Source organism: uncultured Aggregatibacter sp. (assembly GCF_938046485.1).
Taxonomy (GTDB): domain Bacteria; phylum Pseudomonadota; class Gammaproteobacteria; order Enterobacterales; family Pasteurellaceae; genus Aggregatibacter.
In genome coordinates, this window is the sequence record NZ_CALIWN010000036.1 from 15,639 (window position 1) to 34,699 (window position 19,061).

General features: G+C 42.6%; 16 protein-coding genes and 4 tRNA genes. 12 read left to right on the top strand and 8 right to left on the bottom strand.

Annotated features, from left to right (window positions below; genetic code table 11):
* The first annotated feature begins 38 nt into the window (after window positions 1-38).
* The gene (gene prc / locus Q0203_RS04800) at window positions 39-2,099 is read left to right on the top strand and encodes a carboxy terminal-processing peptidase (RefSeq protein ID WP_297929948.1); all 2,061 of its coding nucleotides are present in this window, start codon (window positions 39-41) and stop codon (window positions 2,097-2,099) included.
* 493 nt (window positions 2,100-2,592) lie between these two features.
* On the opposite strand, the gene radA is transcribed toward prc, so the two are convergent.
* Together radA and Q0203_RS04810 are read right to left on the bottom strand one after the other, a co-directional pair.
* On the bottom strand, window positions 2,593-3,966 hold the full coding sequence (gene radA, locus Q0203_RS04805) for a DNA repair protein RadA (protein WP_297929949.1): 1,374 nt from the start codon (window positions 3,964-3,966) through the stop codon (window positions 2,593-2,595).
* Between the two features lie 10 nt (window positions 3,967-3,976).
* Window positions 3,977-5,047, bottom strand: coding sequence for a CYTH domain-containing protein (locus Q0203_RS04810; RefSeq protein ID WP_297929951.1), 1,071 nt, complete (start codon window positions 5,045-5,047; stop codon window positions 3,977-3,979).
* Window positions 5,048-5,209: 162 nt separating this feature from the next.
* Between Q0203_RS04810 and Q0203_RS04815 the strand changes: the two genes are divergently transcribed.
* The 7 genes from Q0203_RS04815 (at window position 5,210) to Q0203_RS04845 (ending at window position 11,780) form a co-directional block, all read left to right on the top strand.
* The gene (locus Q0203_RS04815) at window positions 5,210-5,890 is read left to right on the top strand and encodes a TIGR00153 family protein (RefSeq protein ID WP_021615149.1); all 681 of its coding nucleotides are present in this window, start codon (window positions 5,210-5,212) and stop codon (window positions 5,888-5,890) included.
* 24 nt (window positions 5,891-5,914) lie between these two features.
* Complete coding sequence (locus Q0203_RS04820) at window positions 5,915-7,180, top strand: inorganic phosphate transporter (protein ID WP_290521527.1); 1,266 nt, start codon at window positions 5,915-5,917, stop codon at window positions 7,178-7,180.
* A gap of 141 nt (window positions 7,181-7,321) precedes the next feature.
* On the top strand, window positions 7,322-7,933 hold the full coding sequence (locus Q0203_RS04825; protein ID WP_021615152.1) for a TIGR04211 family SH3 domain-containing protein: 612 nt from the start codon (window positions 7,322-7,324) through the stop codon (window positions 7,931-7,933).
* Window positions 7,933-9,225: a multifunctional CCA addition/repair protein gene (locus Q0203_RS04830; protein WP_297929953.1), complete on the top strand. Its 1,293-nt coding sequence runs from the start codon at window positions 7,933-7,935 to the stop codon at window positions 9,223-9,225. Before Q0203_RS04825 ends, Q0203_RS04830 begins: the two co-directional genes overlap by 1 nt.
* Window positions 9,226-9,231: 6 nt before the next feature.
* On the top strand, window positions 9,232-9,858 hold the full coding sequence (gene lolB / locus Q0203_RS04835; protein ID WP_297929955.1) for a lipoprotein insertase outer membrane protein LolB: 627 nt from the start codon (window positions 9,232-9,234) through the stop codon (window positions 9,856-9,858).
* 3 nt (window positions 9,859-9,861) lie between these two features.
* Window positions 9,862-10,788: a 4-(cytidine 5'-diphospho)-2-C-methyl-D-erythritol kinase gene (gene ispE / locus Q0203_RS04840; protein ID WP_297929957.1), complete on the top strand. Its 927-nt coding sequence runs from the start codon at window positions 9,862-9,864 to the stop codon at window positions 10,786-10,788.
* A 41-nt stretch (window positions 10,789-10,829) separates the two neighbouring features.
* The gene (locus Q0203_RS04845; RefSeq protein ID WP_021615156.1) at window positions 10,830-11,780 is read left to right on the top strand and encodes a ribose-phosphate pyrophosphokinase; all 951 of its coding nucleotides are present in this window, start codon (window positions 10,830-10,832) and stop codon (window positions 11,778-11,780) included.
* A 281-nt stretch (window positions 11,781-12,061) separates the two neighbouring features.
* Here Q0203_RS04845 and trxA read toward each other — a convergent pair whose 3' ends face one another.
* From trxA to Q0203_RS04860, 3 genes are all read right to left on the bottom strand, one after another.
* Window positions 12,062-12,385, bottom strand: coding sequence for a thioredoxin (gene trxA / locus Q0203_RS04850; RefSeq protein WP_021615158.1), 324 nt, complete (start codon window positions 12,383-12,385; stop codon window positions 12,062-12,064).
* Between the two features lie 120 nt (window positions 12,386-12,505).
* On the bottom strand, window positions 12,506-13,501 hold the full coding sequence (locus Q0203_RS04855) for a 2-hydroxyacid dehydrogenase (RefSeq protein WP_033002311.1): 996 nt from the start codon (window positions 13,499-13,501) through the stop codon (window positions 12,506-12,508).
* A gap of 19 nt (window positions 13,502-13,520) precedes the next feature.
* Window positions 13,521-14,630: a methionine biosynthesis PLP-dependent protein gene (locus tag Q0203_RS04860; protein WP_297929960.1), complete on the bottom strand. Its 1,110-nt coding sequence runs from the start codon at window positions 14,628-14,630 to the stop codon at window positions 13,521-13,523.
* 241 nt (window positions 14,631-14,871) lie between these two features.
* On the opposite strand from Q0203_RS04860, the gene Q0203_RS04865 reads away from it, so the two are divergent.
* The 4 genes from Q0203_RS04865 to Q0203_RS04880 all read left to right on the top strand — a co-directional run bounded on the left by Q0203_RS04865 (window position 14,872) and on the right by Q0203_RS04880 (window position 15,267).
* Window positions 14,872-14,947: transfer RNA gene (locus tag Q0203_RS04865), tRNA-Gly, on the top strand.
* Window positions 14,948-14,954: 7 nt separating this feature from the next.
* A tRNA-Cys gene (locus tag Q0203_RS04870) sits at window positions 14,955-15,028 on the top strand.
* Window positions 15,029-15,055: 27 nt separating this feature from the next.
* Window positions 15,056-15,142: transfer RNA gene (locus tag Q0203_RS04875), tRNA-Leu, on the top strand.
* 49 nt (window positions 15,143-15,191) lie between these two features.
* A tRNA-Lys gene (locus Q0203_RS04880) sits at window positions 15,192-15,267 on the top strand.
* 631 nt (window positions 15,268-15,898) lie between these two features.
* Here Q0203_RS04880 and pal read toward each other — a convergent pair.
* The 3 genes from pal to tolA are packed head-to-tail and all read right to left on the bottom strand — an operon-like array spanning window position 15,899 to window position 19,055.
* On the bottom strand, window positions 15,899-16,366 hold the full coding sequence (gene pal, locus Q0203_RS04885; protein ID WP_295976232.1) for a peptidoglycan-associated lipoprotein Pal: 468 nt from the start codon (window positions 16,364-16,366) through the stop codon (window positions 15,899-15,901).
* A 14-nt stretch (window positions 16,367-16,380) separates the two neighbouring features.
* A complete protein-coding gene (gene tolB / locus Q0203_RS04890; RefSeq protein ID WP_295976229.1) occupies window positions 16,381-17,661 on the bottom strand; it encodes a Tol-Pal system beta propeller repeat protein TolB in 1,281 nt (426 codons plus the stop codon).
* A 35-nt stretch (window positions 17,662-17,696) separates the two neighbouring features.
* Complete coding sequence (gene tolA / locus Q0203_RS04895; RefSeq protein WP_297929962.1) at window positions 17,697-19,055, bottom strand: cell envelope integrity protein TolA; 1,359 nt, start codon at window positions 19,053-19,055, stop codon at window positions 17,697-17,699.
* Between the last annotated feature and the right edge of the window lie 6 nt (window positions 19,056-19,061).

Sequence of the window (19,061 nt, forward strand, 5' to 3'; positions counted from 1 at the left end):
ATAACTTTTTTTATTGCGTATTTATTAGGAAAGCCTGAATGGAATTAACTAAAACGAAAAATTATTTGACCGCACTTGTGTTAGGGGTGCTTTTTCTTAATATCAGTGCTGCAGATGCCGTGCAACCAAAACTCAAAGCCAGCGATCTCGTGACATTGCAGCCTTCAGAGGCGAATATGTTCGCCACCAAGCGTGCCACTACTCGCCTAACACAATCTCATTATCGTAAATTTCAACTTGATGACGAATTTTCGGAAAAGATTTTTGATCGTTATCTTAAGGCGCTCGATTTTAATCGTACGACTTTTTTGCAATCCGATATCGATGAAATGCGCGAAAAATACGGCAAGAAAATTGATGACGAATTAAATGCCGGTACATTAACCATTGCTTTTGATATGTATGATTTAATGATGAAACGCCGTTATGAGCGTTATCGTTATGCGTTGTCATTGTTAGATAAAGAACCGGATTTAACCGGTGATGATCAAATTGAAATTGATCGTGAAAAAGCGCCTTGGCCAAAAACCGAAGCAGACGCTGAGAAATTGTGGGAAGCCCGTGTTAAAAACGACATTATCAATTTGAAATTAAAAGATAAAAAATGGCCGGAAATTAAAGAAAAACTCGTTAAGCGTTACAATTTAGCCATTCGTCGTCTCACACAAACCAAAGCAGATGATGTGGTGCAAACCTATCTGAATGCCTTTGCGCGTGAAATTGATCCGCACACCAGCTATTTAGCACCACGTACAGCAAAAAGCTTTAATGAAAGCATGAACCTGTCTCTAGAGGGGATTGGTGCAACATTGCAATCTGAAGATGATGAAACCAGTATCAAATCTTTAGTGCCGGGCGCGCCGGCGGCTCGCAGCAAAAAACTCAAAGCTGGAGATAAAATCGTTGGTGTTGGCCAAGAAAAAGGCGAAATCGAAGATGTTGTCGGCTGGCGTTTAGAAGACATTGTTGACAAAATTAAAGGCAAAAAAGGCTCTAAAGTCCGCTTAGAAGTCGAACCGGCGAAAGGCGGAAAATCGCGCATCATCACACTGGTTCGAGACAAAATCCGCATTGAAGATCAAGCCGCCAAATTAACCATTGAAAAAGTCGATGGCGTGAATGTGGCTGTGATCAAAATTCCAAGTTTTTACCTCGGTTTAACGGAAGATGTGAAAAAACTGCTTGTTGAAATGCAAAGCAAAAATGCCGCTGCATTAATTGTTGATTTGCGTGAAAACGGCGGTGGTGCCTTAACAGAAGCCGTTGGACTAAGCGGTTTGTTTATTAGCGATGGTCCTGTCGTACAAGTGCGTGATGCATATCAACGTATTCGCGTGCATGAAGATCCAGATAATGCGCAACAATATTCCGGACCGCTATTGGTGATGATTAACCGCTTTAGTGCCTCCGCATCCGAGATTTTTGCCGCGGCAATGCAAGATTACAACCGCGGTATCATTATCGGTCAAAACACTTATGGTAAAGGCACCGTACAACAAAGCCGCTCATTGAATTTTGTGTATGATTTAGATCAAACGCCATTGGGTTTATTGCAATACACTATCCAAAAATTCTACCGAATTAATGGCGGAAGCACGCAGCTAAAAGGTGTCGCACCGGATATTACCTTCCCTGATGTCATTGATATGAAAGAATATGGTGAAGAGAAAGAAGACAATGCGTTACCTTGGGATAAAATGCCGTCTGTAAATTATGCCGAAGTGGCAAACGCACGACATTCCATCGCTGAATTAGCACAAAAACATCGTGATAGAATGGCGAAAGATCCGGAATTTATCGCCTTAAACGAGGATTTAAACGTGCGTGATGAACGCCGTGATCGTAAATTCTTATCCCTGAATTATGAAAAACGTAAAGCAGAAAATGATAAAGACGATGACAAACGTTTGAAAGACTTAAATGCTCGCTTTAAGCGTGAAGGCAAGAAACCATTGAAAGACATTAACGATTTACCGAAAGATTACGAAGCGCCGGATTTCTTCTTAAAAGAAGCGGAAGCCATTGCGGTAGATGTAGTTAAATTCAATGGTGAAAAGGCTGCAATTAAGGCCGCTGACAACAAGCCGGCAAATCCCTAAACGTTTTCGTTTTTGACCGCACTTTCACGCTTTCCGCTGATAATTAGCAGGAAAGCGTGCCAAATAAAATAGGACAGGCAACACCTGTCCTATCGCATACTTAAGTCCATCTAGAATTGTAGCGTGCAACTTGTTGCACGAAATCGTGAATGCCAGAAAGAGTTAAATAATGTTCCGTGTGTAATTTGGTCGTGCATCAAGATGCACACTACGAACTGAAAATTTGTAGGAAAGCGTGGTCCAAACAAAATAGGACAGGCAATACCTGTCCTATCACATACTCAAACCCATCTAGAATTGTAGCGTGCAACTTGTTGCACGAAATCGTGAATACCCGAAAGGGTTAAATAACGTTCCCTGCGTAATTTGGTCGTGCATCAAGATGCACGCTACGAACGAAATCACGAATTACACATCTAGGTTAATGTTAATCATTTGTACAATAAAATAGGACAAGCGAAAACCTGTCCTATTACACATCAAAAAAACGCCCCTAGAAATTATCCAGCACTGCAATCGCATCGCCCAACTTCTTCACCGTAAAAACAGCCATATTTTCCACCGCACTTTTCGGTTTATTGGCAAAAGGCACAATAGCACGTTTAAAACCGTGTTTCGCTGCTTCACTGATACGTTCTTGTCCGCTTGGCACCGGGCGAATTTCACCGGCTAATCCCACTTCGCCGAAAACGACCAAATCCGGTGGCAACGGGCGATTGCGGAAGCTAGAAATGAGGGCTAAGAGCAAGGCTAAGTCGGCGCCGGTTTCTGTGACTTTAACCCCACCAACGACATTGACGAAAACATCCTGATCGCCCATTTGTAGGCCACCGTGGCGATGTAGCACGGCAAGCAATAAGGCAAGGCGGTTTTGTTCTAGTCCCACAGCAACACGGCGCGGATTGGCAAGCATCGAATGATCCACCAAGGCTTGAATTTCCACCAACAACGGTCGAGTACCTTCCCACAGCACCATGACCGAACTGCCAGCCGTTTGTTCATCACCTCGACTTAAAAAAATCGCTGATGGATTTTTTACCTCTCTCAGCCCTTGCTCCGTCATGGCAAACACGCCTAATTCATTCACGGCGCCAAAGCGATTTTTGTGGCTACGCAACGTACGATAGCGCGAATCGGTTTCGCCTTCTAGTAATAAAGAACAGTCAATAACATGCTCCAACACTTTCGGCCCTGCCAAGGTGCCGTCTTTCGTCACATGACCCACCATCACGATCGCGACCTGACGAGTTTTCGCATAACGGGTTAAAAAAGAAGCACATTCGCGCACTTGCGCCACACTGCCAGGCGAGGATTGAATATCGGCTAAGTGCATGACTTGAATGGAGTCGATAACAATGATCTGGGGTTTTAACTGATCCGCCAAATGACAAATTTGTTCCACAGAGGTTTCCGACAGCATGTGGAGTTTTTCCGGCGGCAGCCCGAGGCGTTTAGCACGCATCGCCACTTGTTGCAAAGACTCCTCACCAGTCACATAAAGTGCGGTCATTTTTTGCGACAAATCACACATCACCTGTAACAGCAACGTACTCTTCCCCGCGCCCGGATGCCCACCGATCAAAATCGCACTGCCCGGCACAACACCGCCGCCTAGAACGCGATCCAATTCTTTAAAACCGCTACTAAAACGCGGCGTTTCTTGCAGGCTAATTTGATCTAAGGTTTGGATTTTGGCACGGGTTTCACCGGCATAACCGGAAAAACGATCCGCTTTATTAGTTGGTGTAGAAACCAACCGCACTTCGGAAATGGTGTTCCATGCTTTACAGGCGGAACACTGCCCTTGCCAACGAGAATACTCTGCACCGCAGTCGTTGCACACATACGCCGTTTTTGCTTTTGCCATGATAACCGCCTTACTCACCGAGGCTTAACGTCATCAGATGAAGCATACGCTGTGCATACTGTGGTGTTTGGATGAGATCGAACAATTTACGCATTGCTAACCCATTGTCTTTCGTTTCGCTATGTAAGCGAATAATTTCACGAATTTGCGCCAAGAATTGGGCGTTGGCCTCGGTCAATGCCGTCAGCACATTTTCCAACGCATAGTGATGATTTGCTGCGACCTGTTCGTTGAGCGCCGTTTCTAAGAGATTTTTGTTATCGTCATAATAATGTGCCAAATTAAAAAAGGCGCCGACACGCTCAACGGTTTTAATAAAATCGTTCACAAAATGATCCGCGCCCAATGCTAACGTTTCTTCGATTAGCGCTTGTTCATAATGCAAAAGTGCGGTCAGTTTTTCCGATGTTTTTTTTGCGTATTTTTCCGTATGCAAAAAGCCACGCCAACGTTCAATCCAATCTGAGGCTTTAGGAATTAAGCCTTGCGCCAGTTGATAACCGCGTTTGGCTTTGCTCACAGAATAAAAATGCACGTTGCCTTGATAACGCTGTAGAAAATCCGCTACAAAGGCAAAAAATGGCGCCAATCCGCCTTCTTTAATTTCAAATTCAATTTCGCTAATGGCCTGCTGTTTTTCACCGGCAATCACCTTGCCTACATCCACCGCCACTTCAATTTGGCTCGTCGGCGTGGTTTGAATTAACCACATATGACGTTCAAAATCCGTGCTAAAAATCGCGTTTAACGGCACATCTGTCTCTAGCGATAATTCATAGTGTTCCGTTAATGCCGACAAATTGGGTTCCGCATTTGGCAAGGCCACATTATATTCAGGGCGAACATGCAAACCGCCTGACACCTTGCCGTCCGTTTTGAGCGTCAACGTATAATCATCGCCTTTTTGTCGAACACGCAGCCCCATATTATGGCGGGTAAAATACCCATCAGCCGTATCATAATAGGTGTTCGCCAAGAAGGCTTTTTGATGTGCAATCACGTTAAATTGTGCCAAAATCGAGGCGAATTGTTCAATCTGAATATTTTCTACCGCCAGTTTTAATTCAATTTCATCCTGCATACGCTTTCCTTTAAATTCCTTCATTTTTCTGTTTTATTCGTATTTTCTCTCTGCATTATCCGATAAAAGCCTGATTTTTTCGATTAAAATCGTGAATTTTTCATTGACATCATGTAATATGCGCGCTGAATTATTAACCTTATCTCCTAAGGAGTTCCTTTTATGGCGATGAATAATATCCTTGGATTATTTGCTCACTCCCCTTTAAAACCTCTCCAAAAACATTCCAGCAAAGTTACCGAATGCTGTGAATTATTAATTCCTTTCTTTGAAGCTATCTTTAAAGAAAACTGGAGCGGTGCGGAGCAACTTCGTCTTGATATCTCCGCACATGAGCGCCAAGCCGATGCGTTAAAACGTGAAATTCGGTTAAAGTTACCACGCGGTTTATTCATGCCGATTGAACGCACCGATTTGTTAGAACTCGTTACCCAGCAAGATAAATTAGCCAATTATGCCAAGGATATTGCAGGCCGCATGGTAGGGCGTCAATTCGGTATTCCGCAAGAAATGCAGGAAGAATTTATGAGCTATGTTAAACGCAGCTTAGATGCCACAGAACAAGCGCATAAAGTGATTGAAGAAATGGATCAATTATTGGAAACCGGCTTTAAAGGACGTGAATTAAATTTTGTTAATCAAATGATTAACGAACTTGATACCATTGAAGACGATACGGATCAAATGCAAATTAAATTAAGAAAAATGTTGTTTGAAATCGAAGGGCGTTATAACCCTATTGATGTCATGTTCTTATATAAAATTATCGAATGGGTCGGTGTATTGGCCGATCAAGCACAACGTGTCGGTTCACGTATTGAACTTATGCTGGCTCGCTCCTAATTTTCATTAATTTAGGTATTCTTCATGGAATTACTCTCTCAATACGGTTCACTATTAATTATTATTACAGCCGTTTTCGGCTTTTTCATGGCCTTTGGTGTCGGTGCCAACGATGTTTCAAACGCAATGGGAACATCCGTTGGCTCAGGTACCATCACCCCTAAACAAGCGATTATTATTGCCATGATTTTTGAAGCGGCCGGTGCCTATTTAGCCGGCGGCGAAGTTACCGAAACCATTAAAAGCGGTATCATTGACACCACTCAATTCATCAACCAACCTGAAGTCTTAGTTTTCGGCATGATGGCCGCCCTCTTTGCCTCCGGTGCTTGGTTATTAATTGCCTCCAAAATGGGCTGGCCTGTCTCCACCACACACTCTATTGTGGGCGCTATTGTGGGTTTTTCTTGCGTGACAGTAGGGTTTCAGTCGGTGGATTGGAGCAATATTAAAAATATTGTCGGCAGTTGGTTCATTACACCGGTCATTGCCGGTCTCCTTGCGTATGCCATTTTTTATAGTACGCAAAAACTGATTTTTGATACAGAAAGTCCACTTCGAAACGCGCAAAAATACGGCCCTTATTACATGGGCATCACCATTTTCATTTTGTGTATCGTCACCTTAACCAAAGGGTTAAAACACGTTGGCTTAAACTTAAGCAATACAGAAAATATTCTGCTTTCATTCGGCATCAGTCTGATCAGTATTGTTTACAGCCATTTCTATTTTCGTAGCAGTAAATTCAAATTCAAAATGCTAGAAGGCGGCGCTTTCGGTGGTGTAGAAAAAGTTTTCAGCATGTTAATGCTGATGACCGCTTGTGCGATGGCCTTTGCACATGGTTCAAATGATGTTGCGAATGCTATCGGCCCACTTTCTGCCGTTGTTGCCATTATCGAAAGCGATGGACAGATTATCAATAACGCTCCACTGGCATGGTGGATTCTCCCTCTTGGCGCCTCCGGCATTATGGTCGGTCTGATTGTTATGGGATACAAAGTGATGGCGACTATCGGTACCGGCATTACGGACTTGACCCCAAGCCGTGGTTTTGCTGCGCAATTTGCCACAGCGATGACTGTGGTTCTCGCCTCTGGTACCGGTTTGCCGATTTCTACCACGCAAACGCTTGTTGGTGCGGTATTAGGGATTGGATTTGCACGAGGGATTGCCGCCATTAATTTAACGGTTATTCGTAATATTTTTGTTTCTTGGATTGTTACGCTGCCGGCAGGTGCATTATTTGCCATTATTATTTACTATCTGCTACAAGCCATTTTCCATTAATATCGGCTTAAGTGCGGTCTAATTTGGCAGCGGATTGTTGACGGCATAGTTAACCGGTTGTGTCATCTCAGCATTAGTGGGACAATCGGTTTGATCCGGAATCAGGCTTTTCATTATTTTATACAATAGAAGGGGTTCAATATGAAAAAAGTCATGCATTATTTGCTTGTACCGTTTTTTTTAAGTGTTGGAATTTCTGCCGCTTATGCGGAAACACAATATGTCACAGAAAATCTTTCTACTTTTTTACGTAAAGGTGCCGGAGAACAATTTAAAATTGCAGGCTCAATTCAAGCCGGTGAAGCCGTCACAGTGCTTGATAAAAAAGATCGCTATACACTGATTCGTGACAGCAAAAATCGTGAAGCGTGGATTCTTAGTAGTGAACTCAGCCCGAATGCCAGCAGCAAGTTGGAAAACCCAAAACTCAAAAGCCAGATTCAAGAATTAAGCTTAAAACTCAATCGATTAGATGACGCTTGGCAACAACGTACGGCAGAAATGCAACGTCGAACCAAACAAGCGGAACAACAAAGCAGCGAATTACTAGAACAAAATTCGCAACTCAAACGCGAATTAGAAATCACAAAAAATAAAAACCGTGATTTAGAAGCCATGTTGGATGCCGGCAAACGCGAAATTGCTATTCAATGGTTTATTTACGGCGGTTCCGTATTGGGTGTCGGCTTATTAATCGGTTTAATCCTACCATTAATCATGCCAAAACGCCGTCGTCGTGATGGTTGGGCATAATGGTTAAGACGCCATTTCACGTTTATTTGGTTGGTGGCGCAGTGCGTGACCAACTGCTTAACCTGCCGGTAAAAGACCGTGACTGGGTGATTGTGGGGGCGACGCCGCAAGCCTTGCTCGATCTCGGTTATCAACAAGTCGGCAAAGACTTTCCTGTCTTTCTCCATCCGCAAAGTAAAGAAGAATATGCGCTCGCACGCACTGAGCGTAAATCAGGTCAAGGTTATACGGGCTTTATTTGTGACTTTTCCGCAGAGATTACCCTCGAGCAAGATTTAATTCGTCGCGATCTCACCATTAACGCCATAGCGCAAGATTTACAAGGCAATTTATACGATCCTTACCACGGTGCCGATGATTTACAACAACGCATTTTACGCCACGTTTCCCCCGCTTTTGTGGAGGATCCCTTGCGCGTATTACGCGTTGCTCGCTTTGCCGCACGCTATCATCATTTAGGATTTACCATTGCGCCGGAAACTTTGCAATTAATGCAAACACTCACGCAGCAAGGCGAATTGCAACATCTCACCGCCGAGCGGGTTTGGGCAGAAACGGAAAAAGCGCTAAACGAAAAAAATCCTGAAATTTATTTTGAAACTTTACGTCAGGTCGGCGCCCTTGCCGTCTTATTTCCCGAATTAGACGCCTTATATGGTGTGCCAAACCCTGCCAAATATCATCCTGAAATTGACAGTTTTGTGCATACCATGATGGTATTACAACAAGCCACCTTGCTTTCCGAACAGGTAGATTGCCATAAAAGTGCGGTACGTTTTGCCGCCATTTGTCATGATTTAGGCAAAGCAAAAACGCCAAAATCAAATTGGCCACATCATCATGGCCATGAAAAACTGGGTATTACGCCTACGCGCAATTTGTGCAAACGTCTTAAAGTCCCATCCTATTATCAACAACTAGCCGAGCTGACTTGTGAATACCACACGCATATTCACAAAATCTTTGAGCTACGCCCGGAAACGGTGGTGAAACTATTTAATACCTTTGATGTGTGGCGTAAACCATTACGTTTTATGGAATTTCTCTTAGTGTGTTTTGCCGATACCCGCGGCAGAAAGGGCTTTGAACATAGCCAATACCCACAACAAGAATTTGCGTTGGCTTTATATCAAGCGGCCTTAAAAGTCGATGTTCAATCTATTATTGCTGCCGGTTTTGAACATAAAGCCATTCGCGATCAGCTGAATCGCGGTCGTATTTTCGCCGTAAAACAAAAACGTGCGGAAATCTTACCGCACTTTTCTCCCCCAACGATCACTCAGGAAAAATAACGACTTATGAAAACACTAACCTCTTATTTGTGGATGCTATTTATCGGTTTACTCTTAACCGGTTGTGTCGTCACCGATGAACAACGCCCAACAGATGTCAAACATATCGACAGCACTGATCCGACTTGGCAACAACATTTGCAACAAATTAAACGAATTGAAGGCTATCAAGCCTTAGGGCAGCTTGGCTATATCAGCAAAAAAGAACGGTTTTCTACTCGTTTTGACTGGCAATACCATAATCCCCAAAATTATACGCTGAAATTGTATTCGACCCTCAGTAGCGAAACGTTGCAAATTCAAATGCACGCCCAAGGCATGACCATTTCCGATAATAAAGGGCGTCAACGTTCTGCCGCAGATGCCAAAATGTTGTTACGGGAAATTATTGGTATGGACTTCCCATTGGATCAATTTGCTTTTTGGTTAAAAGGTCAACCGAAAGACAGTGATGACTACCATGTGGGTGAAAATCATCTACTCGCCTCGTTCACGCATTTCTTTGACGGTAAAACGTGGACGGCGGATTATTTGTCTTATCAATCCAGCTCTCAACCACCAATGCCGGAAAATATCTTGCTGAAAACTGACGGACAAACGCTGAAAATCCGTGTTGATGAATGGAAATTCTAAGGCATGAAAACATATCAATTTTCCACCGCACTTTTATCTCATCCGTCATTGGAAAGCGCACAACCGTTGCGCTTTCCTTGCCCGGCTAAATTAAATCTTTTCTTATACATCAATGGCAAACGCCCCGATGGCTACCATGAATTACAAACATTATTTCAATTTTTAGACTTTGGTGATTGGCTATCAATTAAAGTGAGAAATGATGGCAAAATTAATTTAGTCTCATCCATTCCTGATTTAAACGTAGAAGATAACTTAATTTATCGTGCCGCAACCTTGCTTCAACGCCATACTAATACGTCACTTGGTGCCGATCTTGAATTGGATAAAATTTTGCCGATTGGTGGTGGTGTCGGCGGTGGTTCATCCAATGCAGCAACGACTTTAGTGGCATTAAATGAGTTATGGAAAACGGGCTTAACAACTGAAAAATTGGCTAAATTAGGCTTAACATTAGGTGCCGATGTCCCTATCTTCGTGCATGGCAAAGCGGCTTTTGCAGAAGGTGTCGGTGAACAAATCACCTATTGCGAAGCACCGGAAAAATGGTATGTCGTGCTCAAACCGAATGTCTCCATTTCCACAGCTGTTATATTTTCAGATCCCGATTTACCACGCCAAACACCAAAGAAACCGTTGTCACAATTACTCCAAGAAGAATACGCAAACGATTGCGAAAAAGTTGTTCGTGATCATTATTCTGAGGTTGAAGAATTGCTTAACTGGTTGGTAAAATATGCACCGGCCAGACTCACCGGAACCGGTGCTTGTGTTTTTGCAGAATTTGATGATGAAAAATCTGCACAATGGGTTCTTGAGGCAAAGCCCCAAAATTGCTTTGGCTTTGTTGCAAAAGGATTAAACCTTTCTCCATTACATGCCATGTTACAACGCACAAATGTTGAAAATTTGCCCGACTCAAGCCGCTAATACTTACTTAATAAATCTATAACTCCCGAGGTTAAACGAATATGCCTGATATTAAACTCTTCGCCGGTAATGCAACACCGGAACTCGCCAAACGTATTTCAATATGCTTAAAAACCAAATTAAGCGATGCAACCGTTGGCCGTTTTAGTGACGGTGAAGTGCAAGTGCAAATTAATGAAAATGTTCGTGGTAGCGATGTATTCATTATTCAATCCACCTGTGCACCCACCAATGACAACTTAATGGAATTGTTAGTAATGGTTGATGCACTGCGTCGCGCTTCTGCAGGCCGTATTACCGCTGTGGTGCCTTATTTCGGCTATGCCCGCCAAGATCGCCGTGTTCGTTCTGCGCGTGTGCCAATTACCGCAAAAGTGGTGGCAGATTTCTTATCCGGTGTCGGCGTTGACCGTGTATTAACCTGTGATTTACACGCAGAACAAATCCAAGGATTCTTTGATGTACCGGTGGATAACGTATTCGGCTCTCCGGTGTTAATTGAAGATATTTTAAAGAAAACCGATTTAGTAAATCCAATCGTGGTCTCTCCAGACATTGGCGGTGTTGTGCGTGCCCGTGCTGTGGCCAAACTATTAAACGATACGGATATGGCAATTATCGATAAACGTCGCCCACGTGCTAACGTTTCTCAAGTCATGCATATTATCGGGGATGTGGCTGATCGCGACTGTATCTTAGTAGATGACATGATCGATACCGGCGGTACTTTATGCAAAGCCGCGGAAGCATTAAAAGAACGTGGCGCAAAACGTGTATTTGCTTATGCGACTCATGCGGTTTTCTCCGGTTCCGCAGCAAAAAATCTTGCCAGTGATGCCCTTGATGAAATCGTTGTGACCGATACCATTCCTCTTACCGATGAAATTATCGCATTAGGAAAAGTGCGTGCCTTAACGCTTTCAAAAATGCTTGCCGAAGCGATTCGCCGTATCAGTAATGAAGAATCTATTTCAGCGATGTTTGATGAATAAGGCATAAATAAACGCTAATACATTCAAATCTTCTTTATTGCGCCCAAGTTAATGTAATGCATTAGGTTGGGCGTTTTTCTTAGATGAACCCAACGATCTTTGATGAGTAAAACGGCAGGATAAGTTTCTGGAAGTGATATCAATCGGAGAATTGAGGGTTTCTGCATTCAATTAAAGGACTGATACCCTCCTTTAGAAAACATTTTAAGATAAATTAATCTGACAGCAACAAATCTTAGAAGTCGCTGCCAGATTCAATATTATCCTCGCATCAAAATGCGTTAGATATTTTGATTGATGAACGCGGCTAATTGATTTTTAGGCAATGCACCTACTTGGCTTGCTACCGGTTTGCCGTCTTTGAACAACAATAATGTCGGGATGCTACGAACACCGAATTGTGCCGGTGTGGCTTGATTGTCGTCGATATTGATTTTCACAATCTTTACTTTACCAGCAAATTCAACTGCCAACTCGTCTAAAACTGGGGCAATCATTTTGCACGGACCACACCATGGTGCCCAAAAATCTAACAATACCGGCACGTCAGAATTGACCACATCGGCTACGAAAGTTGCATCGCTGGAATGTAATACTTCACTCATTTTTCTGTCCTTATTTCTTTTGATGAATCATGCCATTTGATCTGGCATTGCTTGTTTAAATGTCTGCGCATAATAGCATAGCGTGGAGCCATTCGCACAAATTAGTTTAATTGCTAAAAACTAAGATGGTAGCACCTTGTTATCACAAGGCTTACCGCTCCCCACCGCATAAATATTCGATAAGGTCACATCGGCAATACTGGTTAACGCTTCTTCTGTTAAAAAGGCTTGATGCCCAGTGAGTAAGACATTGTGACAAGATGATAAGCGACGGAAAACATCATCTAAAATGACTTCATTAGATTTGTCTTCAAAGAATAAATCTCTTTCGTTTTCATATACATCCATTCCTAAAGAACCGATTTTACGTTGTTTTAACGCATCAATCGCAGCTTGCGTATCAATTAAAGTGCCACGACTGGTGTTAATAATCATGACGCCATCTTTCATTTTGGCAAACGCATCACGATTTAATAAATGGTAGTTTTCCGGTGTAGCAGGGCAGTGCAACGTAATGATATGTGAACGATGATAAATTTCATCTAACGTCACATATTCTGCTCCAAGCTCTTCTGCTGCCTTATTTTTAAACGGATCATACGCCAAAATATGCATACCGAACCCTTTTAGAATGCGCATAACAGCCACACCAATCTTACCGGTGCCAATCACCCCAACAGTTCGGCCATGCATATTAAAACCTATCAACCCTTCCAAAGAAAAGTTCGCTTCACGAGTGCGTTGATAAGCGCGGTGAATACGGCGATTTAACGTCAGCATTAGCCCAACCGTATGTTCCGCGACAGCTTCCGGTGAGTAGGCCGGTACACGAACCACAGTTAAGCCTAGCTCTTGTGCCGCTTTTAAATCTACATTATTAAAGCCGGCACAACGTAATGCGATAATTTTTACGCCAAGTGCGGCCAGTTTTTCCAACACTTTTCGACTTCCGTCATCATTGACAAAAATGCATACGGCATCACAATGTTCCGCCATTTTTGCTGTTCGCTCGCTAAGCATAAAATCAAAAAACTCTAGCACCAGCCCATACTTAGCATTAATTAATTCTAAATACTTTCGGTCATAACTTTTTGTACTGTACACCGCAACTTTCATTTTGCCCTCCCTGAATGACTTATTTAAGTTGTGCAAACGCCTGCATTAAATCCGCTTTAATATCCTCAATGTTTTCTAATCCTACTGAAAAACGCAATAGATTATTTGTAATACCGCGAGCAATACGCTCCGCTTCAGGAATATCCATGTGTGTTTGCGTTGCCGGATAGGTAATAAAACTTTCCGTGCCGCCAAGGCTTTCAGCAAAGGTAATTAATTTAATGGCTTTTAAGAAAGTATTTACCCAATTTTCATCCTGTAAACGGAAAGAGAGCATTCCGCCCTTATTTGGGTATAACACATCTTTAACTTGTGGCTGTTGGCGTAAAAATTCGGCAACCGCTTTCGCATTTTCTTCATGACGTTGCATACGTAAAGCTAAAGTTTTCATGCCTCGAATGGTTAACCAAGAATCAAATGGTGACAGCACCGGACCGGAACCATTTTGAATGTAAAATAGACGATCACATAATTCCTGCCCTTTCGCCACAATTAAACCAACCAATACATCATTATGACCGGCAATATATTTCGTACCACTGTGGATAACAATGTCTGCACCATGCTCCATTGGACGGAACAACACCGGTGTTAAGAACGTATTATCCACAATAAGTAATAAATTGTGTTTTTTCGCCACCTTCGCAATCGCATCCACATCACATTCTTCCATTAACGGATTAGAAGGGGTTTCAATAAAAATGGCTTTGGTATTTGGCGTAATCGCCGCCTCAATCTCACTGACAGACGCGGTATTCACATAGACCGGTTTCACACCGTGCGTATTTTTATAGCAAAAATCCAATAATCGATAGGTGCCACCATATACATCGCTGGATACAATCCACTCATCCGGTGAGGTAAAGAGAGACATTAGTAATTGAATTGCCGCCATACCGGAAGAACAAGCAAATCCGCGATCACCTTTTTCTAATTTAGCAATAGTTTCTTCTAGTACACTGCGGGTCGGGTTTTTCGTTCTTGTGTAATCAAATCCGGTACTTTCACCGATGCCATGATGCCCATAAGCCGTAGAAAGGAAAATTGGTGTGGAAACTGCACCGGTCCGCGCATCTGTACGATTACCGGCTTGAGCCAATAAGGTATCAATCTCATATTCTTGCGTCATAAATCCTCCGATAAAATAACAAAATTTTATACCGCACTTTTGATAAAAATCGTGCATGCATTTTGGCACAAAGCACAATGTGATTAAAGGAGATTTTTATAACGGTTTCATCAAATAAATGAAAAATTTACTATTGAAATTTTAAAATTTGCATTTTTTTTCAACAAACACATTTATTTTTCTAAATTGTTTATTGACAGTGAGACATAAGTCAGTAAAATGCACGCCACTAACAGCGAATGCGGGAATAGCTCAGTTGGTAGAGCACGACCTTGCCAAGGTCGGGGTCGCGAGTTCGAGCCTCGTTTCCCGCTCCAAACTAACGGCGTGTTAGCAAAGCGGTTATGCACTGGATTGCAAATCCATGTAGCTCGGTTCGACTCCGGGACACGCCTCCATAACCTTTTAGCGCAGTTAGTTATTTTGCCCGAGTGGTGGAATCGGTAGACACAAGGGATTTAAAATCCCTCGCCTTTCGAGGCGTGCCAGTTCAAGTCTGGCCTCGGGCACCATTTTAAAGATGGTTTATTCTTTAAAATCCTCCAAATAAATCATATTGTTGGGTCGTTAGCTCAGTCGGTAGAGCAGCGGACTTTTAATCCGTTGGTCGAAGGTTCGAATCCTTCACGACCCACCAAACCAATCAATATTTTCAGATTGATTTCCTAGCGTATCATTTTTTTGTGTAAATGTTACTTCATTCAAGTAAATGAATTGTGAATACGAGCTACTTTTTAAAAGTAACATCATCCTACTCTTACCTGCTCTACTATCCCTAGCAAAAGCAAAAATGTTTCAATGCAATTTTTAATCTCTTTATTAGCTTGCCTTTAAAATGCATACACAATGTTAAATCCGATAATAAACCATAAACGAATAAGTTGAGACTATGTTATAATTAACTCGTCTTTCATTAGCAAATTAGGTACCCCATGAAAAAACTACTCTTTATACTTGCCGGCATATTAACAATCACGGCTTGCTCTCAACCCAAAGATATCTATTTTAACGGATCCGAGGGATCTCACTCTGGATTAAAATACGATAAAACAACGAAAACCATTGGGATAAACCCATAATAGTTCTCTAAAAAGTGCAGTGAAACTGCATTTTATACTATTATACACAGATTATAGGAAACACTCTCTTATAAGCCTTTCACAGGTTCAAAGGCATCATGTTAATCTCAGAGAAAGATAATTTTCATTCTTTTTCCCATAATAAAAAACCGAGCATAAGCTCGGCTTTTTTTATTCGTCTTGCAAGAATTAGTACGCTAACACAGCACGACGGTTTTTAGAGTAAGCAGCTTCGTCATGACCTAATACTGCTGGTTTTTCTTCACCGTAAGAAACGGTAGAGATTTGGCTACCTTGAACACCTTTAGAGGTTAAGAAGCTTTGCACTGCGTGCGCACGACGTTCACCTAATGCCATGTTGTATTCTGGTGTACCACGTTCATCGGTGTTACCTTCAACACGAACACTTGTTGCTGGGGTAGCTGTCAAGTATGCAGCATGAGCATCTAAGATTTGAGCATATTCGCCTTCAATATTGTATTTATCAAAACCGAAATATACAGTGTTATAACGTTGTTGCAAATCTTGAACAGAATAGCCGCCAAAAGTTTGGCCATTACCATTACCGTTACCGTTTTCAGTTTTATTTGAAGATCCGCAAGCTGCTAATACAGCTACAGAACCAGCAACTAACAATGCTTTGGTTAATTTATTCATTGAATTCTCCTTGTTTATTTAGTTAAGTATGGTGACCAAGCTGGAAATTTCACTTGTCCATCATTTCCTGGTAAACGTGCTTTAAAGCGTCCGTCTGTGGACACTAATTGTAACACCTTTCCCAAGCCTTGGGTAGAGCTGTAAATAATCATAATACCATTAGGTGAAATACTTGGACTTTCATCTAAAAAAGTTGAACTTAGCACTTCGGAGCTACCTGATGCCAAATCTTGTTTCACGATGCTATTACTTCCATCTACCATCACTAACGTATTGCCATCTGCGCTGATTTGGCCACTACCACGTCCACCAACTAAAGATACACCGCCACCGGTTGCACTCATACGGTAAACTTGCGGAGAGCCGCCTCTGTCGGAGGTGAACACGATTGATTGGCCATCAGGCGACCAAGATGGTTCGGTATTATTGCCGGCACCACTGGTTAACTGAGAAACCTGTCCACTACCCAAATTTATTACATAAATATTTAATACGCCATCTTTTGAAGACGCAAAAGCTAATCTTGAACCATCCGGAGAAAATGCCGGCGCCCCATTATGTCCAGGGAATGACGCGACGACCTTACGCGCCATGGATCCTAAATCTTGTAAAATAATTTGCGCTTTTTTATTTTCAAAAGAAACATAGGCAAGTTTTTTGCCGTCAGGAGACCATGCCGGAGACATAAATGGCTGGGAACTCTTATTAATAATGAATTGATTAAATCCATCATAATCTGCTACGCGAACTTCGTAAGGCTGAGAGCCCCCATTTTTTTGTACAACATACGCAATACGGGTTCTAAATGCGCCACGAATACCGGTTAATTTTTCAAAGGACTCATCGCTCACCGTATGAGCACCATAACGCAGCCATTTTTGTGTCACCGTATATTGATTTTGTGAAAGAATCGAACCGGCATTTCCCATGGTATCCACTAATTGATACGCAATATCAAAGCCTCCATTGGATGGGGTAACTTGCCCAACAATAACCGCTTCAATACCCTGTGCAGACCAAAGTTGAGGATTCACCTCCGCAGCTGACGTCGGTTGTTGAGGCATTTTCCCCACTGGCATAGGATTAAATTTTCCACTATTGCGCAAATCGTCAGAAATGATTTGCGCAATATCCGCCGGGGCACTGCCCGGTCCGTTCCACTTAAAAGGCACGACAGCGATTGGACGAGCAGAATCCATCACTTCGTCAATCACGATACGAACCTCCGCTCGAGCAACGGATGTTAGCCCTAACAGCATGATACATAAACTAAAAATTCGAATAACAATTTTCATTTGTTCTCCTATCGTTTTAAAAACGCAATAAAAAATTACCGCACTTTTCTTGGGTCAAATCCAAGTGTAAAACTCTTAAACATTTGATACTCTTCCGGTGTTGGCGCTCTACGCATTTTTTTCGCTTGTGAAATCGCATTTAATGCTGCAGCACATAAATCATTTGGTCCGGATTTTTTCTCATATGACAAAATAGTTCCATCACTCGAAATTTCCATTTTAATATCGCAAACTTTGCCGATAAACCGATTATCGCCACGAAAATACGGTTTTATCGAAGAGTAAACAATGCCGGCATAGGCCGAGCCGGTTTTACCACCGTCGCCCGCCCCCATTGATGCTCCTGCACCAAGGCTTCCTTGTTTATTTGCATTACCACCTCGTGTTGCGCTACCTCCACCGATGTCACCACCGTTAAAGAAATCATCTAGCGCATTTTGATCTGCTTTCCGTTGAGCATCAGCTTTCGCCTTAGCTTCAGCCTCTGCCTTCGCTTTTGCATCTGCTTTTGCCTTGGCTTCCGCTTTTGCTTTCGCTTCGGCATCCGCCTTTGCTTTAGCCTCTGCTTTTGCCTTAGCTTCTGCGTCCGCTTTTGCTTTAGCCTCTGCTTGTGCCTTAGCTTCTGCATCGGCTTTTGCTTTAGCCTCGGCTTTCGCCTTAGCTTCTGCATCGGCTTTTGCTTTCGCCTCAGCTTTTGCCTTAGCTTCCGCATCCGCTTTTGCTTTAGCCTCCGCCTCAGCTTTCACCTTGGCTTCCGCTTCAGCCTTTGCTTTAGCTTCTTGCTTTGCTTTTTCAATAGCTGCAGCCTTTGCTTTTGCCTCTTCTTCAGCTTGTTTTGCCGCAGCAGCTAACCGTTTTGCTTCAGCATCTGCTTTTAATTTAGCCGCCTCAGCAGCTTGTTTAGCCTTAGCTTCCTCAGCTTGCTTTTGTTTTTCAAGCGCTTCCAGACGGGCTGTTTCTTCCTGCTGTTTTTTCTGCTCAGCTAATAATTTTTGTTTTTCCTGCTCTTTTTGTTGTTCCAGTGCTTTTTGTCGAGCAATTTCTTCTTGGCGTTGTTGCTCTTCTTTTAACGCCTCTTGTTGTTTTTGTTCTTGTTGTTTTTGTTCTTCCTGTTTTTGCGCTTGTTCTTCCTGTTTTTTATCTTCTAAAGATTGTTTTTTTTGCTTTTCGGCTTGACCTTTTTTCTGCTGTTGAATTCGACCCCATTCTTGTGCGGCAGAACCGGTATCAACCATGACTGCACCAATCACTTCGCCATCATCACCTTCTCCGCCGCCCATAATATCAACGTTATGATAGAGCGAGCTCAAAATTAATAACACAAACAAAGCCAAGTGCATTATGATCGAAATCACAACGGCATTAACATCGCCTTTTTGTCGCTTATTCTGCACACTCGT